At 36.3% G+C, this 26,344-nt stretch carries 25 protein-coding genes; 23 read left to right on the top strand and 2 right to left on the bottom strand.

Going from position 1 to position 26,344, the window contains the following annotated elements; all coding sequences use genetic code 11:
• Nucleotides 1-2: 2 nt before the first annotated feature.
• From MHB61_RS11840 to rpsO, 11 genes are all read left to right on the top strand, one after another.
• Nucleotides 3-764 carry a distal tail protein Dit gene (locus MHB61_RS11840; protein ID WP_137015764.1) on the top strand — a complete coding sequence of 254 codons (762 nt, stop codon included), beginning with the start codon at nucleotides 3-5 and terminating at the stop codon, nucleotides 762-764.
• Nucleotides 764-3,517: a phage tail spike protein gene (locus MHB61_RS11845; RefSeq protein WP_014570721.1), complete on the top strand. Its 2,754-nt coding sequence runs from the start codon at nucleotides 764-766 to the stop codon at nucleotides 3,515-3,517. The genes MHB61_RS11840 and MHB61_RS11845 overlap by 1 nt, the downstream gene beginning before the upstream one ends.
• A 17-nt stretch (nucleotides 3,518-3,534) precedes the next feature.
• The gene (locus MHB61_RS11850) at nucleotides 3,535-5,892 is read left to right on the top strand and encodes a BppU family phage baseplate upper protein (RefSeq protein ID WP_137016573.1); all 2,358 of its coding nucleotides are present in this window, start codon (nucleotides 3,535-3,537) and stop codon (nucleotides 5,890-5,892) included.
• 35 nt (nucleotides 5,893-5,927) lie between these two features.
• The gene (locus MHB61_RS11855; protein ID WP_418887594.1) at nucleotides 5,928-6,167 is read left to right on the top strand and encodes a DUF7365 family protein; all 240 of its coding nucleotides are present in this window, start codon (nucleotides 5,928-5,930) and stop codon (nucleotides 6,165-6,167) included.
• A gap of 114 nt (nucleotides 6,168-6,281) precedes the next feature.
• Nucleotides 6,282-6,632 (top strand): hypothetical protein, encoded by a 351-nt coding sequence (locus tag MHB61_RS11860; RefSeq protein WP_014570718.1) that lies wholly within the window; start codon nucleotides 6,282-6,284, stop codon nucleotides 6,630-6,632.
• A gap of 12 nt (nucleotides 6,633-6,644) precedes the next feature.
• Nucleotides 6,645-6,932 carry a phage holin gene (locus MHB61_RS11865; protein WP_014570717.1) on the top strand — a complete coding sequence of 96 codons (288 nt, stop codon included), beginning with the start codon at nucleotides 6,645-6,647 and terminating at the stop codon, nucleotides 6,930-6,932.
• Nucleotides 6,932-7,711 carry a peptidoglycan amidohydrolase family protein gene (locus tag MHB61_RS11870; protein WP_014570716.1) on the top strand — a complete coding sequence of 260 codons (780 nt, stop codon included), beginning with the start codon at nucleotides 6,932-6,934 and terminating at the stop codon, nucleotides 7,709-7,711. Before MHB61_RS11865 ends, MHB61_RS11870 begins: the two co-directional genes overlap by 1 nt.
• Nucleotides 7,712-8,664: 953 nt before the next feature.
• On the top strand, nucleotides 8,665-9,939 hold the full coding sequence (gene rsmB, locus MHB61_RS11875; protein WP_014570715.1) for a 16S rRNA (cytosine(967)-C(5))-methyltransferase RsmB: 1,275 nt from the start codon (nucleotides 8,665-8,667) through the stop codon (nucleotides 9,937-9,939).
• A gap of 80 nt (nucleotides 9,940-10,019) precedes the next feature.
• Entirely contained in the window at nucleotides 10,020-10,796 is a 777-nt protein-coding gene (locus MHB61_RS11880; RefSeq protein ID WP_003130802.1) for a Stp1/IreP family PP2C-type Ser/Thr phosphatase, read from the top strand.
• Nucleotides 10,796-12,679: a Stk1 family PASTA domain-containing Ser/Thr kinase gene (pknB, locus tag MHB61_RS11885; RefSeq protein ID WP_003130801.1), complete on the top strand. Its 1,884-nt coding sequence runs from the start codon at nucleotides 10,796-10,798 to the stop codon at nucleotides 12,677-12,679. Before MHB61_RS11880 ends, pknB begins: the two co-directional genes overlap by 1 nt.
• Before the next feature lie 181 nt (nucleotides 12,680-12,860).
• On the top strand, nucleotides 12,861-13,130 hold the full coding sequence (rpsO, locus tag MHB61_RS11890; protein WP_010906184.1) for a 30S ribosomal protein S15: 270 nt from the start codon (nucleotides 12,861-12,863) through the stop codon (nucleotides 13,128-13,130).
• A gap of 78 nt (nucleotides 13,131-13,208) precedes the next feature.
• Here rpsO and proC read toward each other — a convergent pair whose 3' ends face one another.
• The gene (gene proC / locus MHB61_RS11895; RefSeq protein WP_012898440.1) at nucleotides 13,209-13,997 is read right to left on the bottom strand and encodes a pyrroline-5-carboxylate reductase; all 789 of its coding nucleotides are present in this window, start codon (nucleotides 13,995-13,997) and stop codon (nucleotides 13,209-13,211) included.
• A gap of 227 nt (nucleotides 13,998-14,224) precedes the next feature.
• Here proC and glmU point away from each other — a divergent pair, with 227 nt between their 5' ends.
• From glmU to MHB61_RS11935, 8 genes are all read left to right on the top strand, one after another.
• Nucleotides 14,225-15,601, top strand: a complete 1,377-nt coding sequence (glmU, locus tag MHB61_RS11900) for a bifunctional UDP-N-acetylglucosamine diphosphorylase/glucosamine-1-phosphate N-acetyltransferase GlmU (protein WP_003130798.1) — start codon at nucleotides 14,225-14,227, stop codon at nucleotides 15,599-15,601.
• A gap of 104 nt (nucleotides 15,602-15,705) precedes the next feature.
• The gene (locus tag MHB61_RS11905) at nucleotides 15,706-16,290 is read left to right on the top strand and encodes an NUDIX hydrolase (RefSeq protein ID WP_003130797.1); all 585 of its coding nucleotides are present in this window, start codon (nucleotides 15,706-15,708) and stop codon (nucleotides 16,288-16,290) included.
• A complete protein-coding gene (gene macP / locus MHB61_RS11910) occupies nucleotides 16,283-16,561 on the top strand; it encodes a cell wall synthase accessory phosphoprotein MacP (RefSeq protein WP_003130796.1) in 279 nt (92 codons plus the stop codon). Before MHB61_RS11905 ends, macP begins: the two co-directional genes overlap by 8 nt.
• A gap of 31 nt (nucleotides 16,562-16,592) precedes the next feature.
• Nucleotides 16,593-17,273, top strand: coding sequence for a 5'-methylthioadenosine/adenosylhomocysteine nucleosidase (locus tag MHB61_RS11915; RefSeq protein WP_003130794.1), 681 nt, complete (start codon nucleotides 16,593-16,595; stop codon nucleotides 17,271-17,273).
• A 57-nt stretch (nucleotides 17,274-17,330) separates the two neighbouring features.
• Nucleotides 17,331-17,924 (top strand): bis(5'-nucleosyl)-tetraphosphatase (symmetrical) YqeK, encoded by a 594-nt coding sequence (yqeK, locus tag MHB61_RS11920; RefSeq protein ID WP_017864967.1) that lies wholly within the window; start codon nucleotides 17,331-17,333, stop codon nucleotides 17,922-17,924.
• A 128-nt stretch (nucleotides 17,925-18,052) separates the two neighbouring features.
• Nucleotides 18,053-19,363: an aminopeptidase C gene (gene pepC / locus MHB61_RS11925; RefSeq protein ID WP_032398888.1), complete on the top strand. Its 1,311-nt coding sequence runs from the start codon at nucleotides 18,053-18,055 to the stop codon at nucleotides 19,361-19,363.
• An 81-nt stretch (nucleotides 19,364-19,444) separates the two neighbouring features.
• The gene (locus tag MHB61_RS11930; protein ID WP_003130788.1) at nucleotides 19,445-19,849 is read left to right on the top strand and encodes a MerR family transcriptional regulator; all 405 of its coding nucleotides are present in this window, start codon (nucleotides 19,445-19,447) and stop codon (nucleotides 19,847-19,849) included.
• A gap of 15 nt (nucleotides 19,850-19,864) precedes the next feature.
• Nucleotides 19,865-20,617: a LysR family transcriptional regulator gene (locus tag MHB61_RS11935; RefSeq protein ID WP_249351786.1), complete on the top strand. Its 753-nt coding sequence runs from the start codon at nucleotides 19,865-19,867 to the stop codon at nucleotides 20,615-20,617.
• A gap of 307 nt (nucleotides 20,618-20,924) precedes the next feature.
• Here the strand turns inward: MHB61_RS11935 and MHB61_RS11940 are convergent, their stop codons facing one another.
• The gene (locus tag MHB61_RS11940) at nucleotides 20,925-21,872 is read right to left on the bottom strand and encodes an IS30 family transposase (protein WP_003130410.1); all 948 of its coding nucleotides are present in this window, start codon (nucleotides 21,870-21,872) and stop codon (nucleotides 20,925-20,927) included.
• 114 nt (nucleotides 21,873-21,986) lie between these two features.
• Here MHB61_RS11940 and MHB61_RS11945 point away from each other — a divergent pair, with 114 nt between their 5' ends.
• The 4 genes from MHB61_RS11945 to rlmB all read left to right on the top strand — a co-directional run bounded on the left by MHB61_RS11945 (nucleotide 21,987) and on the right by rlmB (nucleotide 26,295).
• Nucleotides 21,987-23,315, top strand: coding sequence for an MFS transporter (locus MHB61_RS11945; RefSeq protein WP_003132399.1), 1,329 nt, complete (start codon nucleotides 21,987-21,989; stop codon nucleotides 23,313-23,315).
• A gap of 11 nt (nucleotides 23,316-23,326) precedes the next feature.
• Nucleotides 23,327-24,172: an aldo/keto reductase gene (locus tag MHB61_RS11950; RefSeq protein ID WP_003132398.1), complete on the top strand. Its 846-nt coding sequence runs from the start codon at nucleotides 23,327-23,329 to the stop codon at nucleotides 24,170-24,172.
• Nucleotides 24,173-24,302: 130 nt separating this feature from the next.
• On the top strand, nucleotides 24,303-25,421 hold the full coding sequence (locus tag MHB61_RS11955; RefSeq protein WP_010906176.1) for an NAD(P)/FAD-dependent oxidoreductase: 1,119 nt from the start codon (nucleotides 24,303-24,305) through the stop codon (nucleotides 25,419-25,421).
• Nucleotides 25,422-25,566: 145 nt separating this feature from the next.
• Nucleotides 25,567-26,295 carry a 23S rRNA (guanosine(2251)-2'-O)-methyltransferase RlmB gene (rlmB, locus tag MHB61_RS11960; protein WP_137015740.1) on the top strand — a complete coding sequence of 243 codons (729 nt, stop codon included), beginning with the start codon at nucleotides 25,567-25,569 and terminating at the stop codon, nucleotides 26,293-26,295.
• The last annotated feature ends 49 nt before the right edge of the window (nucleotides 26,296-26,344 follow it).

A 26,344-nucleotide genomic window follows, 5' to 3' on the forward strand; every position in this document is an offset into this window, starting at 1 on the left:
AAATGTACAAGTTTAGAGATACGACAAAACAGAAGCATTATCGCAACCTTCCTTTTATTCCAACCAGTGCCATGAGTTATGATGGGACTTGGTTAGAAGAACTCATAGAAGGTTATCAAACATTGGCAGTTGAGGGACGAGAGATGTATTCTCTCAGCTTTGAATCACAAGAAATGCAAGTGGGAGGAGTAATCACCAATGTGAAATATCCTCCTCGGGAGCTGACGATAAAATATAAGCTTGAGGATAGGGACCCTCGAGTATTACAAGAAAAGTTCGATACTTTAAAAGCATTCTTGATTCGTCAAGAAGATGTTCCCATTATTTTTAATGATGATCTGGAATATACTTTTTATGGCCGTTTCCAAACTGCTGATACTGTAGCGGAAGATACTAATTCAATTATTTCAAGTTTTACTGTACTTTGTAGTGATCCATTTAAACACGGAAAAATTCAAATTGTAAAAAATAAAGTCATTGAAGTTTTGCCCTATCCAGTTAAACCAGATAGGTTGTCATTTAAATTACTGACAGGGGGATTACTTGCGACTGATGGAAATTATCGCTTGAAATCATCACAGGCTAAAAAAGGCGACCTATTGGAATTTGATTTTCAATCTGGCAATACTTTTATTAATGGAAAAGTAAATAACAACCTCTTAGACCTTGATTCTGATTTTAAAAATATCAGATTGACAACTGGAACAGATTTTTCAAGTTCAAACTATGAGTTAACGATTCAATATAGAAAGGCGGTACTTTAGTGAGTAATATCTTATTTTTAGATAAGATGCAACAAGTCATCAAAAGTTATGATTCCGATGAATTCATAGAATGTGTTCAGACAAAAGAAATCACAACTAACGCTTCTGAATTAATGAATGACACACTTTCAGTTTCTTTACCTTTTGATGAAACAATTAAAGATGCCAGCTATATTGCAGTCAATGATACGAAAGAACAAGAGTTTTCTTTATATCGAATTTTAACCGCAAAAGATGAAGATAATTTACTTTCATTTGAAGCGATAAATTTCGCCGTCGATGAACTGGATAATTTTATCATTAAAGATATAAGACCTAAAAATAGGTCTTTTTCTTATGTGATTAATCAGCTTTTATCTGATTCAGGTTGTGACTGGGTATTAGGTGTCTGTGAACCAATTAAAACAGTTTCCAGTACTTTCTACTATACTTCCATGCGTGAAGCTATAAAAGCTCTACAAGAGTTAGGTGCAGAGTTTACCTTTTCTATTGAAATTACAGGAAATAAGATTGCTAAAAAAATCATTCACTGCTATAACCAAATTGGGAAAATAACCAATAAACGCTTTGAATATGGTGAGGAAGTTCTGAAAATCGTTCACCAACAAGACCGCACAAATATTGTCACTGCACTAATTGGGCGTGGAAAAGGTGAAGAAGTTGGGGACGGATATGGACGAAGACTTGAGTTTTCAGATGTCGAGTGGAGAAAGTCAAATGGTAAACCACTTGATAAGCCTAAAGGTCAAAATTGGATTGAATATTCAGAAATGACGAAAGAATATGGCATTCCATCAAACGGAAAAATGTTACCACGTAAAACGGTTGTTGTCTTTGATGATGTGGAAGATGCAAGCGAACTTTTACAAAAGACTTATGACCAACTGGCTTACTACTGCCGGCCACTTGTTCAGTTTAGTACTGAGATATTAGGCAGTGATTCAATTGGAAATACTGTTTCAATCCATAGAGGAGACCGAAATTATCACTATCAGACAAGAGTCTTTAAAGTAGTTACTGACCATGTTAATGGGCGAGTGCAAGCTAGTCTAGGCGATAATTTAAGTGGAAACTCAATTAATCGCCAGTTGTCACAAGTTCAAAGCAATATCTCTGACCTTGATAATAATAAAATGACATTTTATGACTCCACAGAAATTGGAAAGTATCAAGACGATATTATGCGAGGTGCTGGTGCGAACGGTGGCTCGATTTACATGGTCAACGGAATTGAAGCTGGTGTATCACAATCAAGAGAGACCTATGAGCAAGTCTTTATGGATGGCCCAAGGATTCAAGATTCACAGTATTTCATGATTCAAAATAATGCTGGAATATCTTTCAAGCAATGTAAAAAAGGTCAATGGACGACAATTCAAGATGTTCATAATGGCAAAAGTAATACTGCATGGACACTTGATGGGACTTTCAATGCTAACTTTATTAATGCCGGAGTTTTGCAAGGGGTCAGGATTCGTTCAGTTCATCATGACTTCATTATTGAACTTGACCAAGGGAAAATTCGTTTTATTAAAAGAAATGGGTCGTCCGAAAATGAGATGTTTGCTTTTGCGCCAACTTATGCAGGCGGACAACTCCAAGGGATTAATGCAATTCAAAATCAAGGATATTCATTTGCCTTGTCATCAAAGGGAAACAACGGAGCGCTTTTAAATGTTTTAGAAATTCCAAAAGACAGTACGGCTGAAAATCGAAAATTAAATCTTTACGGAGAAGTAAAAGTTGATGGTAACTTTTATGTTAATGGAGTAAAAATCGATACCAACGGTGGAGGAAACTCTGGTGGCGGCGGTGGTTGGAATGGCCAATATCCACCAGAAGTCACAAGCGATCGTGATAAACGGTACTGGCAAATCTGGGCAATGGCAATTGGGGCTGGTTTCTCTAAACAAGCGGCGGCCGCATTACTCGGAAATGCACAGGGTGAATCTGATGCCAATCCAACGGCTGATGAGGGCGGCGGACGTCCTGGATTCGGTTATGGGGTTTGGCAATGGACGGATAGTTCAGGCGCTAGCTCTGGACGTGTTTATATGATTAACCTCATGACACGAGCAGGAGTGACTGACAATCCTGACACAATCACAGCCCAATTCAAACTCTTGATGTGGCATGCACAAAACGGCCAATGGATTGCGAAAAGTTCTTATCCTTATTCTTGGACTCAATTCATGACATTGACCAATATCAATACTGCAACGCAAGCTTTTGTAGCTAACTTTGAACGTCCTTTAAACGGACACCCTGAACGTAGCACTTGGGCACAAGAGTGGTATAACAAATTTGTTAATCTTAAAATCCCAAGCGGTGGCGGAGGTTATATCGCTCCAATTTCAAGTCCTATTACCGTAACAAGTGAAATGGGTTGGAGAACGAGTCCAATCACCGGAGCGCAAGAATTTCACAATGCTATGGACTTGGTTAATGGCAATCCAACAACTCCAATCTTAGCTTCTGGCGATGGTCAAGTGGTCCAAGCGGGAAGTAATTATTATGACTGGTATGGAAATTACACGGTCATCAAGCATGCGGATGGACTTTATACAGGGTACGCACATCAAAGCAGAATCGATGTTTCTGTGGGTCAAAATGTTAAAAAGGGCCAACAAATTGGACTTATGGGAGCGACTGGTCCGGTCACTGGACCACATTTGCACTTCCAATTTATGGACCAATATTGGCCATCATCAAGCGCTCACTTTAAGAATCCAAGAGATTATATCAAATTTTAGAAAAAAGGAGAATAAATATGAGTGATTACTCAGTTACTTTGAGTACTACAGAGCCTAATAACTATGTAGGACTCATTAAGTTACGACAGGGAGATGTCGCTTCACAATCAATCCAAGCAACAATCACAGCAAACGGTCAACTCTTTAATTTTGACCATTTGGCTGTATTTTTTAATGCAGTCTTGCCTAACGGTTACGTTGTTCGAGACAAAGTGACCAACGTAGATTATGCCAATTCTAAACTTAATTACGTTGTTGCGGATAGCTTTTTGCAAGAGGTTGCTCAAGTCACTGCTTGGTTTTCATTTGAAAATGATGAAAAAATAATTGATAGCACGAAGAATTTTCAATACTCGGTTATTGGCGGATGGAAGGAATGTATTCCGCAAGGTAATTACATTTATGAACTTTCGGAAATACAACGAGAAATTGAAGAAATTATTAGTAATAAAGATTTTACTTCTATATTTTCTAAAATTTCGTCAATCGAAAAAAAATATGATGAACAGTTGGCAGAAAAGGCCAACCAAACAGCCTTGAACGTTGAAAAAGCAAGGATTGACAGCTTTACTACTCTTGCCGTTGGAAGCACAACGGGCGATGCTGAACTGATTGACGGGCGAACTGGAGCGGACGGTATCACTTACGCTAATATTGGCGGGGCGGTTAGAGGACAGGTTAGTGGGCTAAAAAGCGATGTTGATGCTAATTTTACTTTTGTTACTCAGCTTTTAAAAGCGAGTGCTAGAGTAAACGGTAAATATTATTATCGTGACACGCATATCAAAGGCGACAACGCTGATTTTGCTGTTTATCCGGAAATCCCCATTTACAGCGGAAAAACATATAACCTTGTAGATGCTGTCGGCATTTTTACAACGGTTTCGTATGATGGTGGAGCGACAGCAACCTCGTTGATGCTGGGAACAAGCACACGAGTTAGTGATTTGAGCTTTACCGCAACTGGCGATGGCTTGCTGTACGTGACTACGACGACAGGTACAAACGCAATGGTGTTTGATGCTGATTATACGCAAGCGGCTTACGCTTACGTTGAGGGTAAAACAAATTGGCAATTAAAAAATGATAGTGTTGGTAATCAAATCACCGAAGAAAATTGTACTTTTTTTAAGCATTTGGAGCAGTATCTTTTAAAGGCAAATAAAACGACAGGTAAATATTACACCGCCTATTCCGGTTTACTTGAAACACCCACAAAAGCAGAAACTAGTATCTTTTCGGGTGTAAATTTAATCGCGGGCGAAACCTATACATTTATCAACGTATACGGCTACTTTACACAGATATTTGACAAGTCCGGTGTATTTATCGACAAACTAACTACTTCTACGGATGTGTCAGTTACGGTGACGTACACACCCAGCGTTAATTGTGTCGTTTATGTGAGTGCTGTTAACACCGAAGTGCCAATGCTTGTTAACAGCTCAAACATTTTACCGCAAACATACATTGAGGGTATTTATAAAAATGTTTTGGACATCGTGGATACAACGTTGACGCAAGCGGGGATGGCAGCAGACGCTAAAACAGTAGGCGACAAATTTCCGACAACGCTCACCGTCAAAAAAGACGGTACAGGTGACTATACAACTGTTGTAGCAGCGGTCACACAAGCAAACGTGCTTAGCGATGCCGGAAAAACAGTCAACATCAACATTTACGAGGGTGACTATGACCTATTGGCTGAGTTGGGCGGTTCAACATTTTTATCCGCCATTGATCGGTCTGGTGTATTTGCTGAAAGACAAGGACTGCGCTTAAAGAAAAATGTCAATCTGTTTGGTGTTGGCTATGTTATTTTGCGCTATGAATTACCAGATACAGCAACATATGTACAAAGTCAATGTACCTCAGCTCTAAACCTGTATCAGACAAACAGTATAGAAAACATCGAGTTTATCGCAAAGAACTGCCGTTATGCGCTACATGACGAAACAAACGGTGGGAATCCTTATCTGACCCGCTATATTAAAAATTGCCGTTTTACCCATCTGGGAAATGTGCCAGGCTTGTGGGAATACCCAACCGTTTTAGGTGGAGGCGCTGGCGGTGGCAGTGATTACACCTTTATCAACAGCCAATTTATTACGACAACCTATGGTCAAGCGTGGAGCTACCATACTAACCACAATCAAGTACCATCACACTTTAATGTGGAAGGTTGTGTAGGTATCGTAAAAGCTAGTGGAGGTAATAGTTTTAACTGCACCTACCATGGTAAAGGGCATTTGGGCAAAACGATTTTTAACATAAAAAATTGTAGCGGTAACGGTATTGTGAGAAAAGCAGCAGAATCAGATGGATCAGAAGACCATATCGAAGTTTATACAAATGGATATGTTACTCTGGCTTAGACACCTACTGTGCGGTAAATGAAAGTGAGACAGTCATTGCCTTTGTTTCCAGCATTCTTGGCATGTGGTCAACTTTATCCGCTAAAATGAAGAAACAGGAAAACCGCAATACGGTGATTGAAAAAGACATTGAAAATTTAAAAGAATTTAAAGAGAGCGCCAATCATCGCTTAGATAGCCACGATGAGCAAAATAAGGCTATTTTGGTTTTGGCTGAGCAAGTCAAAAAATGCGTGAAACGGTGTAATAGAAAGGATTTAGATGGAAAAAGATGAGGACAACAGCATTTGGCAAAATGGAAGTGTATTAACAAGCGATACATTGATGACTCCAATTCAATCATGGATTACAACAGACGCGTTTCCGTCTTAATATAGAAAGCAGGGGTTATGGAATTAGAACAACTTGTGGAGCAACACGAGGACAAACTCAAGCAGCACGATAAAGAATTATCTCGACTTAATGATATGTCGGTTGAAATGCAAAAGCAAATGAATGACGGTCTGACTCGTGTGGATGAATCCAATCGCTTTTTAAGAGAACAGAATACTCGACAATCTGAACAGAATGCTCAAATACTACAAGCAGTTATCAAAGGTAATGAAAGCTCAGACGAACATCAGTTTCAGTTGAAATTACTTGATAAAACAAACTTTTGGAAGTTGACGATTGGAATCGGCGGTTCTGCAGCAGCAATTTTTGCAGCATTAACTGAAATAATCAAAGTAATTTTTAAATAAAGGAGAAAGAACATGAAAACAATCGACAAAGGAACACTTACACGTACAATCTTACTTTGGTTGGCAATTTTAAACCAAATTCTAACAGCATTGGGTATTAATCCATTGCCTCTTGATGATAATACTGTCAGCACAGTTATCACAACAGTTTTTGCACTTTGGGCTTGGTGGAAGAATAACGACTTCACTCATGCAGCTAAAAAAGGAACTGAACTTACTAAAAGTTTGAAAAATGGTGATAGCGTTCAAGTGGTTAAAGTTTCTGACGCTGACCATGAATTCACAGAAGGAGGCGAATAATGTCAAGTATTGAAAATATGATTGCTTGGATGCAAGCACGAAAAGGTAAAGTTACTTATTCAATGACTTCACGAATGGGTCCAAACTCTTATGATTGTAGCTCTTCAGTATTCTTTGCCATGATTGCTGGCGGATTTCTGTCAGCAGGTTCAATGGGTAATACTGAAACCTTGTTTGGAATGTCAGGAACAAAACTGAAAGAAATCAGTCGTGGAGAGGTCCAGCGTGGCGATATCTTCATCTCAGGCACTCCAGGAGGTTCGGCTGGTTCAGACGGACACACAGGTATTTTCCTAAGCAATGGTTCATTCATTCACTGTTCTTACACTCGCAATGGAATTGCGGTTGATACGAATGATGCATATATGAGTACTCGCTTACCACATCACTTTTATCGAATTGTTGGTTCAGGTTCTGGAAATACTGACAATAAACCTCAAATGGTTACATTAAATGTTGATGGCCAGTTTGGTAATGCGACTGCTAAACGATTACAAGAATACTTTGATACGGCCGGCAAAGACGGAGTAATCAGTCACCAGTACAAACAAACCTTTAATCAAAATATCTATGCTGCACAGTTTGATTCATCGCTGACAGGTTCAAACGTTGTTAAAGCCTTGCAAAGATTCTTAGGAGTTGGACAAGACGGTCTGTTTGGTCAAGGTACAATTAAAGCATTACAGAAACATCTTGGAACAACACAAGATGGAACAATTAGCCCAGTATCTGATTCTGTGAGAGAATTACAACGTCGATTGAATGCGAATAAATTATAAAAATTAACCCTGACTTCTGTCGAACGTTTTTCTTTGTTCTCGTTAAGAAGTTTGCTATAATTAATTTCTAACACTGATCCCCCTTAATTGGGGGTCTTTTTTTGTTAACAAATGTTACTGTTTTTCTTAAGATAAATTAGTATAATATCCTTATCGTAAATGCTATTCCAAATACAAGTACAAATAACTAAGTATTTCGGGAGAGATAAAGCGCCCTTTTCCAAAGCGAGGGTGTTTTTTTCTTGACAACGGAAATAGAAAGTTATATAATTTTTATATTCCAAAAAATATACTTTTTCATAAGTTTATTCTAAAAACATATTTTTAAAAGCGTCTCTACCCAAGGCGCTTTTTTTATTTTCCAAATTAAACCTAATCGTCCATTAATAGTCCGTAAAACCACAATATACATTGATACATAGCGATTTAATCGTCCATAGATTCGCACATCTTTATTTTCCGAATTAAATCCAGCTGTTTCACTTTATGCAACATCTTCATTATCCCTGACCTCAGCAATATTTGGTATTATGCGGTTTGTGAGTTTGTGACCCTCATTTTTGATGGTCGCAAAATATGATATAATATAAGTGAGAGGATAGCAGTACTAGACTGTTATACGGAGTGTACGATAAATGCGTACATTTCGGTTATTTAGCTCAGTTGGTAGCTAACCGTTCGGTCGCTGGTTCGAGTCCAGCAAGAACCATAAAAATGTATATTAAAATAGTAGAAACTTCTAAAAGGAGTTTTTTTAGTTACGTTAATTAAAATAAAAAACTGTATATCTTAGATATACAGCCTCTTGCCCGACAAAAATTAGTTACGTTTTTAGTTACGTTTTAGAAGTAACTCATAGGTATTCATTAGTACAATAATTTTTATAAATCCCACAAAACAAGGTTTAGCGGTATCTATTGACATTTATTGACACAGTATGCCATAATAGCTCTATGACAAAAAATGCAAGACAAACCGCACTCGATGTATTGAATGACATTTTTGGCAATGATGCTTATGCCAATATTTCATTGGATCGAAATTTGCGAGATTCTGAACTATCCACAGTTGATAAAGCTTTTGTGACTGCCCTTGTATATGGAGTGGTTTCTAAAAAGGATTTATTGGAGTGGCATATTACTCCCTTCTTGAAAAAAGAACCAAAACCTTGGGCAAAAATGCTCCTATTGCTTACAGTTTATCAAATCTTATTCATGGATAAGGTCCCAACTTCGGCAGCAGTAGATGAAGCAGTCAAAATCGCTAAACGTCGTGATGGTCAAGCGACGGCTAACTTTATCAATGCTGTGTTACGTAATTTCATGCGTTCTGAACATCGAAATGAAGAACCAAAGGATTGGGAAACAAAATATTCAATGCCCAAACTTTTATTGGATAAAATGGTTCGTCAATTTGGTGGAAAAAGAACAGGAGAAATTTTAGAAAGTCTTGAAAAGCCAAGTCACGTTAGCTTACGAAAAATTGACCCAACCGTAGAAATTTCAGGAACTCGTGCTTCTCTACTGACAGAAAGTGCTCTAATTGCTGACAGTGGAAATTTTGCAATGACAGAAGAATTTCAATCTGGCAGAATTACGATTCAAGATGAAACAAGTCAATTAGTTGCCCCTCAACTTGATTTAGAAGGAACAGAAGAAGTTCTTGACGCTTGTGCAGCTCCTGGTGGTAAAAGTACTCATATGGCTCAATATTTAACAAGTGGCCATATCACAGCACTAGATTTATATGATCATAAACTTGATTTAATTAATCAAAATGCAGAGCGTCAACATGTTGCGGATAAAATTACTACTCAAAAAGCCGATGCGACAATGATTTTTGAAGAATTTGGTTCAGATAAATTTGACCGAATTCTTGTGGACGCTCCGTGTTCAGGTATTGGATTAATTCGACGCAAACCAGATATTCGCTATAGAAAAGAAAGTTCGGATTTTGTCGATTTACAAAAAATTCAGCTAGAAATTCTGAACAGCGCCTCGAAAAGCCTGAAAAAAAGTGGTATAATGGTATACAGTACTTGTACAATTTTTGATGAAGAGAACTTTGACGTTGTTCGTCAATTTCTAGAAAGTCATCCTAATTTTGAACAAGTTGAAATTTCTAGCGATAAGGCAGATATGATTAAAGAAGGATGTATTTTTATTACTCCAGAAATGTATCATACAGATGGCTTTTTCATCGCGAAATTTAAGAAAATAGGCGAATAACTGCTGACAAATATTTTTTTTAATTCTGTCAGTAATTTTTAGACCTAAAAATAAAACTTTATTCTTGTTAAGGAGAAAAAGTGGAATACAGTATTTTATCAGATATCGGTTCAAAACGTAGTACTAATCAAGACTATGCCGGTACTTATGTCAACCGTGCAGGTTATCAGCTCTTTTTATTAGCTGATGGCATGGGAGGACACAAAGCAGGTAATGTCGCAAGTAAACTTACCGTAGAAGATCTCGGCAAACTTTGGTCAGAGACATTTTTTGATGCGGGAACACCAGAAGCAACTCTTGAGATTTGGCTAAAAAATCAAGTTCGTAATGAAAATGAAAATATTGCCAGCCTTGGAAAACTTGATGAATACCAAGGAATGGGAACAACTCTTGAAGCCTTGGTTATTAAAGCAGGAATGCTCGTTTCTGCCCATGTAGGTGATAGCCGAACTTATTTAATGCGCGATGGTGAATTAAATAAAATAACCACAGACCATTCTTTAGTTCAAGAGCTTGTAGATGCAGGACAAATTACCGAAGAGGAAGCTGAAGTTCATCCGAATAAAAATATCATTACTCGTTCACTTGGGCAAACTAGTGAAGTTCAAGCAGATATTCAAGTTTTAGAACTTCAAGTTGGGGACATTATTTTGATGAACTCCGATGGTTTAACAAACATGGTTTCAACTACCGAAATTATGGAAGTTTTAGAGCGGGAAGATTTAACTTTAGATAATAAATCTGAAGCTTTAGTTCGTTTAGCCAATGAACATGGAGGTTTGGATAATATTACCGTCGTTTTGATTAAGTATGATGAAACGTCAGAAAGCGAAACACCAACGCAGGAGGTTAGTTGATGATTCAAATCGGTAAAATCTTTGCCGATCGTTATCGGATTATCAAAGAAATCGGACGTGGCGGAATGGCGAACGTTTATCAAGGTGAAGATACTTTTCTTGGTGACCGCTTAGTTGCAATAAAAGTGCTACGTTCAAATTTTGAAAACGATGATATCGCGATTGCTCGTTTTCAGCGAGAAGCATTCGCCATGGCAGAACTTTCACATCCAAATATCGTAGGTATTTCTGATGTTGGTGAATTTGAAAGTCAACAATACATTGTCATGGAATTTGTTGACGGCATGACACTTAAACAATACATCAATCAAAATGCACCTTTAGCCAATGATGAAGCTATTGAAATTATTACTGAAATTTTATCAGCAATGGACATGGCCCATTCACATGGTATTATTCACCGGGATTTAAAACCACAAAATGTTTTAGTTTCCAGTAGTGGAACTGTAAAAGTAACGGATTTTGGAATTGCGAAAGCACTCTCTGAAACTTCACTTACTCAAACAAATACAATGTTTGGTTCGGTTCATTATTTATCACCAGAGCAAGCGCGTGGTTCAAATGCAACTGTTCAATCAGATATTTATGCGATTGGAATTATTTTATTTGAGCTTTTAACAGGTCAAATTCCATTTGATGGAGATTCTGCAGTTGCTATCGCTCTAAAACATTTCCAAGAGAGTATTCCAAGCATCATTAATCTCAATCCAGAAGTTCCGCAAGCTTTGGAAAATGTTGTCATTAAAGCTACAGCGAAAGATATTAAAAATCGCTATACTGATGTAGAAGAAATGATGACTGATGTGGCAACTTCAACGAGTCTTGACCGTCGTGGGGAAGAAAAATTAGTTTTCAATAAGGATCATGATGAAACAAAAATTATGCCTGCCAATCTAATTAATCCTTATGACACCAAGCCTCTGATTGATAAAAAAGAAGATAATGATTCACAAACAGATGAAAAAGCTGCAAGCTCAGAAGTAGGAAATAAAAACAAAAAATCTAAAAAAGGCTTGATTATTGGTCTTATTATCCTTCTTTTAGTTGTTGGCGGTGCTACTTTGGCTTGGGTTGTCTCAACACCAACTAATGTTAAGATACCTAATGTGACAAACTCGACACTTAGCCAAGCAAAAAGCAAAATTAAAGATGCAAAACTTAAAGTGGGAACAGTTCATAAACAACAAAGTTCAACGATTGCTGAAGGAAAAGTTATCAAGACTGATCCAACTAGTGGAACAACCGTGAGATCTAATAGCTCCGTTGATATCTATGTTTCTACGGGAAATGAAGATATCATCAAAATGAAGGACTTTGTCGGTGAAAAGATTGATGAGGCGATGGCAACATTACTTAAGGATTATGGTATTGATGAAAGCCAAGTCACTCAAACTTCCGTTCCTAGTGATTCTTACCCAGCAGGTACAATCATTAAACAAAGCCCTAAAAAAGGTTCTAGTTTTGATACCAAAGGGAGTGAAAAAATTACCTTTGAAGTTTCAAGTGGAAAACAAGTTGAAGTTCCGGATTATAAACCGAACGGTCAATATATGACTTATTCACAGTATCAAGCTGCCTTAAAAGCTGCAGGATTCACTAATATTACACTAGACCCTCAAGCAACAACGAATCAACAAGCTGATGGTTATGTTTACTCAGTCTATCCAAATGTAGGGACATCTGTTGATCCAACTCAAGAAATTGTAGTCACTTATAGCGTCTATACTGCTCCAAGTTCAAGTTCAACAACTTCTGAATCAACTACGACGTCTGAAACTTCATCAAGTACAACTTCAAGTACTTCAAGCTCTACAACAAGTCAGCCGTCAACAGATAACAACAATAGCAGCAAAGAATCTTCAACAACGTCATCAAGTAGTTGAGAAAAATAAACTAGGAATCTCGTGTTCCTAGTTTTTTGATAAATAAGTTAATTTACAAGAAGCTTGTAAAATTAGGCAAAAAAGTGTATCATGGTAGAGTAGTTTTTTACAACCCGTTCTTGGTTTCATGCTTGCCAAGCTGTCACTCGGACTGGGCAATACAAATAAAGGAGAAAAACTCATGGCAATTTCAAAAGAAAAAAAACAAGAAATCATCGCTCAATACGCTCGTAAAGAAGGCGATACTGGTTCACCTGAAGTACAAATCGCTGTATTGACTTGGGAAATTAACCACCTTAACGACCACATCAAATCTCATAAAAAAGACCACGCAACACAACGTGGTTTGATGAAAAAAATCGGTCACCGTCGTAACCTTCTTGGATACCTTCGTGGAAAAGACGTTCAACGTTACCGTGAACTTATCGCTTCATTGGGACTTCGTCGTTAATAAAAAAATGCCATATGGCATTTTTTATTTTATAAATTAAAAACTAAAAGGATCGTTTTCCTTCTAGTTTTTTTATTTTTAAAGATTTTTTTCTTTTTCGATAGTAGCGCTAATAGCATCAATAACTGTTCCGATAAAATGGTTTTGTTCTAAACTTACCACACCAGCGACAGTAGTTCCACCAGGACTTGAGACTTTATCGACTAATGACCAAGGATTTTCACCACTTTGGAGAATCATTTCAGCTGAAGCACGAACCGTTTCGGCAACAATTGCTGTGGCTTGATCTTTAGGAATACCATGCAATACACCGGCACGTGCCATGGCATCAATGAACATATAAATAAAAGCAGGGCTTGAACCGGCAATTGCTGCAAATGTTGAAAAATCTTTTTCAGCAATTTCATGGACAGAACCAGTTGATTTAAAAATTTCTTGAACTGTAGCATAAGCAGAATCATCAACAAATTCATTTTTGACAATGGCCGATGTTGACTGACCGATTTGTGCATTGATATTTGGCATCACTCGGATGATTGGTTGATTTTCTGAATCAGCCAGATGTTTCAAGTCAGATAAAGTGAGTCCCGCTGCAATTGAAATTAATGTTTTGTCTTTAGTTAAATGATTGATTAATTTACTTAAAACAGAGGGAAGTACTTGAGGTTTAACTGATAGAATGATAAAATCAGATTCTTGAACGAGTTCTTCATGATTACTTGCAGCCGTAACATTAAGGGTTTCCGCTTGTTTTTGAGTTTTTGTTAAATTGTGTCCGGAAATGATGATTTTGAATTTATTTTTGTCAAGTCCAGAAATAATAGCTGTTGCCATTTTTCCAACTCCAATAAAACCTATTGTTTTCATAAATAAAATCCCTTCTTTTCTTTTCGTCCATTTTATCATAAAAAGTAATAATAAATCACTTTAGTAGCATCGTAAAATAAATCAGATTTTTTCTAAGTCTGAGTACTAGCTCGCATATTTAGCGCATATTGAGAGGATTTGAATTAAAAAGATAACGAAAATGCCCCTTGATTATGGTATAATTAGGTAAACATTTTATTTTATTTGTAATAATAAAGGAGAAATCTATGAATAAATTCGCAATTGTCTTGGCGGCTGGTAAAGGAACTCGTATGAAATCAGCACTTCCGAAGGTCTTACATCAAGTGGCTGGAAAATCAATGCTTGCTCATGTTCTTACAAGTGTTTCTGAGGTAGAAATTGCTAAAAATGTAGTGATTGTTGGTCATGAAGCGGATCGTGTGATTGCAACTTTACCTAAAGGGACTCAATTTGTGAAACAAGTTGAGCAATTGGGAACGGGTCATGCCGTTCGGATTGCTGCGGATTTATTGGCAAATGAAGATGGAGCAACTCTTGTTATTGCTGGTGATACACCATTAATTACTGGACAAACGTTAGAAGCACTTTTTGACTATCACTTTGCACAAAATGCAACAGCAACTATCTTGACAGCAATTGCACCAAATCCAACAGGATATGGACGAATTATTCGTGATGAAAATGGCTCAGTAGAAAAGATTGTTGAGCAAAAAGATGCGAATGATTTTGAAAAATCAATTACCGAAATTAATACTGGGACTTACATTTTTGATAATAAGTCACTTTTCAAAGCCTTGAATGAAATCACAACTGATAATGCCCAAGGAGAGTATTATTTAACAGATGTCATTGAAATTTTCAAAAAAGCTGGTCAAACGGTAGCGGCTCATATTCTTGATGATTTTGACGAAAGTTTAGGAGTTAATGACCGTGTTGCCCTTTCACAAGCTGAGTTGACGATGCGCAAACGAATCAATCATCAACATATGGTGAATGGTGTAACGCTTATTGACCCTGCGACAACTTATATTGACAGTGAAGTTACGATTGGTGAAGAAACTGTGATTGAAGCAAATGTAACAATAAAAGGAAATACCTTTATTGGTAAAAATGTTTTGATTACAAATGGTAGCCGTATTGAAAATTCAGAAATCCATTCAAATTGTGAAGTTCGTAATTCAACGGTTGAAGAAAGCAGAATGAGTGTTGGAAGTAATGTAGGACCTTATGCTCACTTGCGTCCCGGAACTGTTTTGAGCGAAGAAGTTCATGTTGGAAACTTTGTCGAAATTAAAGGTTCAACGCTTGGTAAAGGTACAAAAGCTGGTCACTTAACTTATATTGGAAATGCAACGGTTGGTGAGAAAGTGAACTTTGGTGCTGGAACAATTACAGCAAACTTTGATGGTAAAAATAAATTCAATACTGAAATTGATGACTTTGCCTTTATTGGTTCGAATTCAACAATTATTGCTCCATTGCATATCGGTAAAAATGCCTTAACAGCAGCAGGCTCTGTTGTAACAGAAGATGTACCAGATGAAGCAGTCGAAATTGGACGTGGAAAACAAGTGAATAAACTTGGACGTGCTAAAAAAATGCCACATTATCGTGGTCAATAATTAACAAATAAAAGAAAGAGTTTCTCCTGAAGCTCTTTCCTTCGATTTTGATGAGAAAACTATTCTTTAAATTATTTTAAAAAGTTTTCGGAAGAAAGGACACAATGTTAAATTTTGATGATAAAAAATTTGAAGAAAAAACTTTAGCTAGAGAAGAAATTTTTAGTGGGAAGATTTTTCATGTTGTAAAAGACGTAGTTTCTTTGCATGATGGACAAGAGAGTTTTAGAGAACTTGTTTTTCATAAAGGAGGAACAGCGATTGCACCTGTCCACAACAATAAGATGATTTTAGTTGGTCAATATCGTAAAGCATTGGAAAAATTTATTTTTGAAATTCCAGCAGGAAAACTTGAAAAAGGTGAAGAAAAAGATCCCAAAGCTGCGGCCTTAAGAGAGCTCGAAGAAGAGACTGGATATCTGGCGCAAGATTTGACAGAAATTACAGCTTTTTATGGGACACCCGGTTTTTCATCAGAGAAAACATATGTCTATTTCTCATCAAATTTAACAAAAGTGGAACATCCAAAACCCGCTGATGACGGTGAGTTTTTGGAACAAATTGAAGTCACTTTAAGCGAAGCAAAAAAAATGATTGAACTTGAACAAATTGCGGATGCAAAAACAATTATGGCTATTTGGTATTGGGAAATGCAATATTTGAAAAAGGAGCTTGAAAATAATGCCTAAACCTCTTTTAACAGACGAAGTAATTGAACAAGCAAAACAGGATAAGAAAAATCTTGAACGCAGATTGCAAAGAGAGCTTGAAGAAGATACTGAAATCGCTGAAAAATACGATAGTATTGAGAAAAATTTAAGCAAAAATGCTGTTTATAAAAGTCGAAGAATTGAAAATGCCAAGGCTCAAAAACGTGGGAAAGCAATTAATAAATGGCTTTTCATCGTTACATTAATTGTTGTTCTATTGGCAGTAGCTTTCTTTTTGTACTACTTTTAGAGAGTAAAAAGATTAGAAAAAAGGTAAAAAAATGAAAATAGGAATTATTTGTGCGATGGATGAAGAAATTCGCATACTTGTTGAAAACTTAGAAAATGCAGAAAAACATACTCGTCATGGTTTAGTTTTTCATACAGGTTCAATTGGCCGGCATGAAGTGGTCCTTGTCCAATCTGGAATTGGTAAAGTGATGTCTGCTTTGGCAGTTGGTTTTTTGGTTGACATTTTTGATGTCGACGCCATTATCAATACTGGATCAGCGGGAGCAGTTGCTCAAGGTTTAGCAATTGGTGATGTTGTAGTTGCTGATAAACTTGCTTATCATGATGTTGATGTTACTGCTTTTGGTTATGCTTATGGCCAAATGGCTCAACAACCTTTATATTTTGAATCAAGTAAATATTTTGTTTCTGAATTGAAAAAAGTTTTAGAAAATGTGCATGTTGGATTGATTACTAGTTCGGATAGTTTTATCAGTAGCTCTAGTAAAATTGCTGAGATTAAAGAGCATTTTCCAGATGTTTTAGCCGTTGAAATGGAAGGGGCTTCAATTGCTCAAGCAGCAACAGCACTTGGAAAACCATTTGTAATTATTCGTGCGATGTCTGATACTGCTGACCATGATGCTAATGTTAATTTTGATAAATTTATTATTGAAGCAGGAAAAAAATCAGCTGAGGGCTTGATTCGTTTACTCAAAGAAATGGTATAAAATTGGAATCTATCTTTTGATAGATTTTTCTTTTTATGAGAACTAAGAGGAAGTGAAATGGGAGAAATCAAGGATAAAAGGTTAGAACTCTTAATTGAGGAAGTTAATATTTTTTTGAATAATGACCAATTGTTTGAGCACTGTTTAGCAGTGGCAAAGACGGCTGAGGCACTGACAGAAGAATTAACTGATTCTAATGAAAGACGTTCGCAAGCTTTTATAGCAGGACTTTTACATGATATTGGTGGAATTTATCCAAATGATCAAAGAGTAGAAAAAGCAGAAATTTTTAATATCGAATTGCTGACAGAAGAGCGTGAATTTCCATTAATTATTCATCAGAAACTTTCTAAGTATTTGGCGAGTCAACATTTTAAAATTACTGACGAACAAGTTCTGTCAGCAATTGAATGTCATACTACCCTAAGAAAAAATTTTACAGAATTGGACTTGATTGTTTTTCTTGCTGACAAAATTAGCTGGGATGGTGGAGATAATGCGCCATTTAGGCAGGGATTACTGACAGCTCTGTCAGTAAATTTGCAAAGTGCGGCACTTTATTATATTAATTTCATTATTGCTGATGGATTGAAAGTTGCCCACCCATGGCTTTTAGAAGCAAAGAAAGATTTAGAAAATCAGCTTTCCTAGCTGATTTTTTTGATAATTTAGATTATAATAGAAGAATGTAAAAAATAATAGAATATCATTATTCAAAATTGATAATGATTATTTTTATCGAAACTTTTGTCAGAAGTTTCGATTTATTGGGAGGTATTATGACAGTAACATCAGATTTCACACAAAAACTCTACGAAAATTTTGCAGAAAATACAAAATTGCGTGCGGTGGAAAATGCCGTGACTAAAAATGGTTTGCTTTCATCACTCGAAGTCCGTGGTTCACATGCAGCAAATTTGCCTGAGTTTTCAATTGACTTGACAAAAGACCCTGTAACGAATCAAAAACAATCTGGTCGTTGCTGGATGTTTGCTGCTTTGAACACTTTCCGTCATAAATTTATCAATGAATTTAAAACAGAGGATTTTGAGTTTTCACAAGCTTACACTTTCTTCTGGGATAAATATGAAAAATCAAACTGGTTCATGGAACAAATTATTAGTGATATTGAAATGGACGATCGTCGTTTGAAATTCCTTTTACAAACACCACAACAAGATGGCGGCCAATGGGATATGATGGTTGCAATTTTTGAAAAATATGGAATTGTTCCCAAAGCTGTTTATCCTGAATCACAAGCTTCAAGTAGCTCACGTGAATTGAATCAATACTTGAATAAACTACTCCGTCAAGATGCTGAAATTTTGCGTTATACAATTGAGCAAGGTGGAGATGTTGAAGCAGTTAAAGAAGAACTTTTGCAAGAAGTCTTTAATTTCCTTGCGGTAACTTTAGGTTTGCCACCACAAAATTTTGAATTTGCTTTCCGTAATAAAGATAATGAATACAAAAAATTTGTTGGTAGTCCAAAAGAATTTTACAATGAATATGTTGGAATTGATTTGAATAATTATGTGTCAGTAATCAATGCTCCAACTGCTGACAAACCTTATAATAAGAGCTACACAGTTGAGTTTCTTGGAAATGTTGTCGGTGGTAAAGAAGTGAAACATTTGAATGTTGAAATGGACCGCTTTAAAAAATTGGCCATTGCCCAAATGCAAGCTGGTGAAACAGTTTGGTTTGGTTGTGACGTGGGTCAAGAATCAAATCGTTCAGCAGGACTTTTGACAATGGATTCTTATGATTTCAAATCTTCATTGGATATTGAATTTACTCAAAGCAAAGCAGGACGTCTTGACTATGGTGAGTCGTTGATGACGCATGCCATGGTTTTAGCGGGTGTTGATTTAGATGCTGACGGAAATTCAACTAAATGGAAAGTTGAAAATTCATGGGGTAAAGATGCGGGTCAAAAAGGATATTTTGTTGCCTCTGATGAATGGATGGATGAATATACTTATCAAATTGTTGTCCGTAAAGACCTTTTAACTGAAGAAGAATTGGCTGCTTACGAAGAGAAACCTCAAGTACTTCTACCATGGGACCCAATGGGTGCTTTAGCTTAATTTGCAAACAAAGAACATTTAACTTTAGGTTAAATGTTTTTTTATTGACTTAAAGTTCACTTCAAGTGTTAAAATAAAAGAATGAATATAAAAAAAGCTGCTGAATTATCAGGGATAAAAACAGATAATATAAGGTATTATGAAAGAATTGGGCTGATTCCTAAAATTACACGGACAGAATCTGGAATAAGAAATTTTACAGAAGCTAATATTAGAACTTTGAAATTTGTCAAACACATGCGAGATGCAGGTGTGCAAGTTGAACCTTTGACCCGTTATATGGCATTAGTGAATGAGGGAAATCCTGAAACGAAAGAAGAAAGAATTGAAATTTTGAAGAACCAGGTTGAACAATTGAGAACAGAAATTATTGAAAAGCAATCTGCCTTGGATTATTTAACATTCAAAATTGAAAATTATGATGAAGTGATGTTGCCAAATGAAATTAATTTGAACCAGAGTTCAAAAGAAACAATCAAGATTTAAATAGGAAAAGAATAAATGGAACTTCGATTATTAAAATATTTTTGGACAGTTGCAACTGCTGGAACAGTATCCAAAGCTGCTGAACAGTTATATATTACGCAGCCAACATTATCTAGACAAATTAAAGAACTTGAACGCGAACTAGATACACAACTTTTTATGCGTGATGGGAAAAAACTGATCTTAACTGAAGATGGACAATTTCTTAAAATTAAGGCTGAGGAAATTTTACAGCTGACCAGTAAAACAGTACAAGTTTTTGAAGACCGAAAAAATGCAGAATTATCTGGCCATCTGACGATCGGTGCTTTAGAAGGCTGGACAACTTCCAGTATCGCTAAAACGCTCCAAAGACTGACAAATAAATATCCGTCAATTACTTTTACAATTTTGTCAGGAAATGCTGATGATATCAAATGGAAGATTGACAACGGACTAGTTGATGTTGGTTTTTTGTTAGAGCCAACATCAACTGAAAAATATAATGTTGAAAAAATTGGTTTTCCTGAACGTTGGATGATGCTCACTCAATCCGATTCAGAACTTGCAGAATTAGATGAAGTAAGTCCAGAAATATTTAAAAAGCAAAGAATATTAATTTCAGAACGACCAGAAGTTCGTCAATTTATAGCCGATTGGGCAGGCTTCCAAGTGAGTGATTTAGAAATTATTGGCGGCTTTAATCTCGGTTTTCATCTTTTTGAAATTGCTCGTGCAGGAATTGGCGAAGCAGTTGTTACAGAAGGGGCGTATTCGAGATTACCCTGATTTAAAAGCTATTCCATTGAGTCCGGAAGTGAAAACTTTAAGTGTGCTTGCTTGGAAGAAAAATATTCCACTGACTCCTCTTACAAGAGCATTTATTAAGCAATATCTTCAAGATAATGAATAAAAAGTTACTGACAGAAATTAGAGCATATTTGTAAAGACTAAAGTGTCAACAGCTATTCTCAGACAGCTCTGTCAGTAACTTTTTTGTCAGTATTATGCTTACAAAGCATAATAATAACTAAAATAAGCATTTCTAATCAGTGAATTTTTATTTTAAAATAAATCCGCAAATTGCAAGTCCAAGTTAGCCAGCCAAGCTCATCTCATATGAACTCTTATAGTTGAACATTTTTCTTGGATAATGGTTCATCCAATACTCGATAGCGGCGACTTCTTCAGGGGTCGTCTTTGTTGTGCCTTTTGGCAGATGCCTACGAATCATTCGGTTATGGTTTTCATTCGTCCCTCGCTCAAAGCTCGCGTAGGCGTGTGCATAGTAAACTGGACAGCTTACGACCTCAGAGAGCCTTGCAAATTCATGGCCATTGTCAGGGGTAATGGATTTGAAGTCATAACTTTTTTGAAGTTCCACCAGCTCATCATTGACCGCCTGTGCTGTTTTCCCATCAATCAAGCGAATGATCTCCGTGCGGTATTTTCGCTCTGTGAGCGTCAAAAGCACCTTGTTCTTAGCTCTCGTAAGAATGACCGTGTCAATCTCGTAATGCCCCACTTCTAAGCGATTGTTAATGAACTCAGGCCGTTCTTCAATAGACTTGCCAAAAGGATGCTTTGGCGCACGAGGTTTGATTTTCTTTGCCGCCTTATACTGCGGATAGAAAAGATGATGACGCTTGGCTTCTAACCAGCCCCAGTTGACCCAATTGTAGAGGCTGCTCAGAGAAACTCCTTTTAGAGCCTGATGAATGACTTCCAAAGAGTCCTTGTCTTCTTTAAGACGTGTACTCACATAACAATCAATCTCAGTCGTGAGTTTACTCGGACGAACACTGTGAGCCCTCAATCCTTCATAATTTTCTTGAGCCTTTTTAGCAGAGTATTTTACCTTCCGCTTGAGCTGGATTTCCCCTCGCTTCATCTCTCTGTCAATCGTCCCATGAGCTTTATTCAATAAGCGCGCAATCTCACGGTTGCTCAGTCCTTCTTTATTGTGCCAACGTTCAATGTTTAAACGGTCTTGATTGGTCAGGTGTTTCCCTTTGCTCTGGCTTGTGATAGAATAGTCTTGCATCTGAATTTCCTTTTTATACTATTTGGTCGAACTTCTAGTATAAGAGATTCAGATGTTTTTTGCTTGACTCAAGGTGGCTAACTTCATTTTACAATTTGCGTTTAAAATAAATCTATGAAAAATAAAAAAACATTTGGTCTTATCCTTTTTATTATTTTGTTTTCCTATTTCCTTATTTTAATGGATAACTCAATAATATTTACAAGTAGCTTAAAAATTTCTCAAGATTTAAAAATGAATGAATCAACTTTATCTTGGGTTTCTAATGCTTATACGATTACGTTTGGTGGTTTTCTTTTATTAGCAGGACGCCTGGGTGATTTATTAGGGCGAAAAATAATTTTCCTTCTTGGACTTTTCATTTTTGGATTTTCTAGTTTAGTTGTCGGTTTGTCAACTTCTTCAGAAATGATGATTATTGCCAGAGCAGTTCAAGGAATTGGTTCGGCTATTCTTGCTCCAACAAGTTTAGCTTTATTAATGGATACATATAAAGGGGATTTAAGAGTTAGAGCTATCTCATATTATGGAGCAACTGCGGGAATTGGTTCAAGTTTTGGACTTATTCTAGGTGGCTGGCTCACTTCGGCTCTTTCATGGCGTGTTGGCTTTTTATTAAATGTTCCTTTTAGTTTATTATTGATTATTTTAACTCTTGTTAATGTTCATCAAAGCGATATCAAAGCTAGCAAAATTGACTTTTTGGGAAGTTTTCTGTCAGTCCTTATCTCAGTCCTATTTGTTTTCGGAATTACGGTAAGTAATTTGTTCATCATTATCCTCTCATTCATTTTAATTATCTTATTTATACTTTGGGAAAAAAAGTTAACTTACGCATTAATTCCTTTAGAATTATTTAAAAATAAAGTACGGACGGGTTCGTATGTTGCACGCTTTGCCTTTATGATGGCAATGTTGACTTACTGGTTTATTCTGCCGCAGATTATGCAAAAAATGTATCATTTTTCACCATTGCAATCCGGACTTGCTTTTCTTCCTTTAACAATCGTAAATTTTATCGCGGCTCTTTTTCTTCCTAGATTAACTAGAGCATTAGGAAATAGTAAAGTAATGATCTTAGGACAAGTGATTTTACTGACTGGAATGATTTTGTCATTAGTTTCGCAACCAGAATGGGGATATTTCTATGCGATGGTTTTTCAAATGATGATTATTGGATTAGGGCAAGGTTGGCTTCTTGCTCCGCTGACGGCAGCGGGAGTAGAAGAGGTCAGCCCAGAATTATCAGGAGCTGCATCAGGTTTGACAAATATGATGCATCAACTTGGAGGACCTGTTGGTTTATCTATTGTTGTGTTATTTAGCTCAAATATTGTTGACTTAAGTGCTTATTATCATTTGGTCATGGGATTCATCACCGCTTTTCTATCAGTAGGCCTTCTTGTCTTAATTTTTACTAGAACAGACAATAATAAAAAATAAAAGGAGAAAAAATGCAAAGAAAATTAACATTAAATGATGGCAATGTCATTCCCCAATTCGGTTTGGGACTTTATCAGCTTCCAGAAGGAACAGAAACGCAAAATATTGTAAAAACTGCCTTGGAATTAGGTTATCGTCATCTGGATACGGCACACGCTTATCAAAATGAAACTTCTGTCGGTCAAGCAATTCAAGACTCAGAAATTTCAAATTCTGAAATCTGGATTACAAGCAAGCTTTGGCCTTCTGATTATGAGCAAGCGCCAGAAGCAATTGAGCGAATGCTAAAACGCCTAAAAGTTAAACAAATTGATTTACTCTTATTGCATCAACAGGTTGGAAATTATCGAAAAGCATGGATTGCTTTAGAAAATGCTGTAAAAGAGGGAAAGGTGAAATCAATTGGAATTTCAAATTTTGATGGAGAAAGATTAGTTGATTTATTTAATTTTGCTGATATCAAACCGAGTGTCATTCAAGTAGAAACTCATCCTTATCATCAACAAGTAGAATTACAGGAATTTTTGAAACCTTATGGTACAAAAATTGAAAGTTGGTATCCTCTGGGACATGGCGATAAAAACTTACTTGAAGAAAAAATATTTAAAAAAATGGCTAAAAAATATAATAAAACAGTCGCACAAATCATTTTGCGTTGGCATATTCAAGAGGGAATTATTGTTTTTCCACGCTCAACGCAAAAAGAACATTTAGCAGAAAATATAAATATTTTTGATTTTGAATTATCCTGCTCCGAAATAAAAGAAATTCGTAAATTAAATAAAAAACAACCTTATTTTACGATGACCTATGAGGAGCAAGAAAAAAACTTTTTGTCATGGAAACTAGAAGACTAAAGCACAGATTCTTATGCTTTTATGCAAAAGTGATATACTTTAGAGAGTTAGAACTTTTAAAACAAAAAATAAAATCAAGCCTATATGGTCTTGATTTTTTCTATATTTCATTGAAAAAAAGGAGAATGTGATGAAAAAAATTGCAATTATTGGTGGCGGAATAATCGGTATGACCTTAGCCAATTATTTAGATACTGATAAGTTTGATATTAGTCTTTTTGATGATGAGAAAAATCAGGCAACTAAAGCAAGTGCTGGGATTATTTCTCCTTGGCTTTCTAAAAGAAGAAATAAAAAATGGTATCAATTGGCAAAAGATGGTGCAGCTTTTTTTGAAAAAATGAAAAATGATTTTGAGTTAACTGAGGATGTTTATGAAAAATGTGGCACTCTTTTTTTGCGACAAAAATCAGACTTAATTGATTTAGAAAAATTGGCAATTGAAAGAAAAAAAGAAGCTCCCGAGATGGGTGAGATTAAGAGACTCTCGGAGGAAGAAACTGTTGCTTTATTTCCATTATTAAAACCAAGAGAAAGTTTGTATCTTTCAGGAGGTGCAAGATTAGATGGAAAAGCTTACTTATCGTCATTAAAAAAGCGAGCTCAAAAAAGAGGGGTCAAATTTTATTCAGAGCGGGCAACAATTGCTCGAGCGTTAGATAAATGGCAAGTCATTCATGAAGGTGTGACGGAAGTGGTAGATGATTTAGTTTTATGCCCGGGGCCAGCTTTAAAAGAACTTTTGGAATCAATTGGCACACAAGTGGATGTCAAGCCACAAAAAGGACAATTAATTTCATTTCAAACGGATTTTGAAACAAAAAATTGGCCAGTTTTATTTTTAGAAGGGGCTGCAGATATCATTCCTTTTCAAAATGGTCAAGTTCTTTTGGGAGCAACCCATGAAAATGAAGAGGGTTGGGATTTGTCAGAGAGTCAGGAAGCTTTTGAAAGCTTGACAGAGGGGGTCAAATCTTACTTATCAGATACAAAACTAATTGACTTTCCATATCATTATCGTGTGGGAACACGTGCTTATTCTTCAGATTTTTCGCCTTTTTTTGGTCCGCACCCTGACTTTTCTTCATTAGCTTTTGCCAGCGCTTTGGGGTCATCTGGATTAACTACTGGTCCTTATATCGCCTATTTACTTGCCCAATATTTTAATCATCCAGAAATTTCTTGGGATAGTTCAAATTATCAAAAAGACATAAAAAATTATATTAATATAGAAAAAACGAGCAATTAAAAGGCTTATTATCACACTAAAAAATTATGTAAATCATCAGAAGAGGAACTTTTGGTGTTTTACATAATTTTTTTGTCAGATACATAATGAGCCAGAGTAACGAATTGAGTCAGGTTTTTTTGTCTAAAAATGATATAATGATTTCATGGAAAATACAGATTTGATTTACGGACTACATGCGGTCACGGAAGCTTTAAATGGAGACCTTGTCAACAAACTTTACGTTCAAGAAGATTTACGTAGTAAAAATGTTGAAAAAATAAAAGAATTAGCACGACTTAAAAAAGTTAATATTTCATGGACACCCAAAACAGAATTAAATAAATTAACAGAAAACGGTGTTCACCAAGGCTTTATGGCAAGAGTGTCCGAATTTGCTTATGCAGATTTAGAAAAGATTCTCCCAGCATTAGCCGAGAAATCTGATGCCACAATTTTAATTTTAGATGAGTTAACAGATCCTCATAATTTAGGGTCAATTGCTCGGACAGCTGATGCTACAGGAGTCGATGCAATTATTATTCCTAAACACCGAGCCGTTGGAATTACTTCAACGGCTGTCAAAGCTTCAACAGGTGCTTTACAACACGTCCCTATTGTCCGTGTTACTAATCTTTCTCAGACCTTGGATAAACTTAAAGCTGCTAATTTCTGGGTTTTTGGGACGGACATGGACGGCACAGTTTACAGTAAGTGGAATACCAAAGGTAAAGTTGCCTTGATTATCGGAAATGAAGGACATGGAATTGGTCAAAATCTCAAAAAACAAGTTGATGAAATGATTACAATTCCAATGACAGGACACGTTCAAAGTTTAAATGCATCAGTAGCAGCAAGTATTTTGATGTACGAAATTTTTAGAAATCGACTATAAAAAATACTGATGAAAGCTTTAGCGCTTGGAATCATTAAAGCCCAAACTT

The sequence above is a fragment of the Lactococcus sp. FSL K6-0773 genome (assembly GCF_038006485.1).
In the GTDB taxonomy this organism is placed as follows: Bacteria; Bacillota; Bacilli; order Lactobacillales; family Streptococcaceae; genus Lactococcus; species Lactococcus lactis.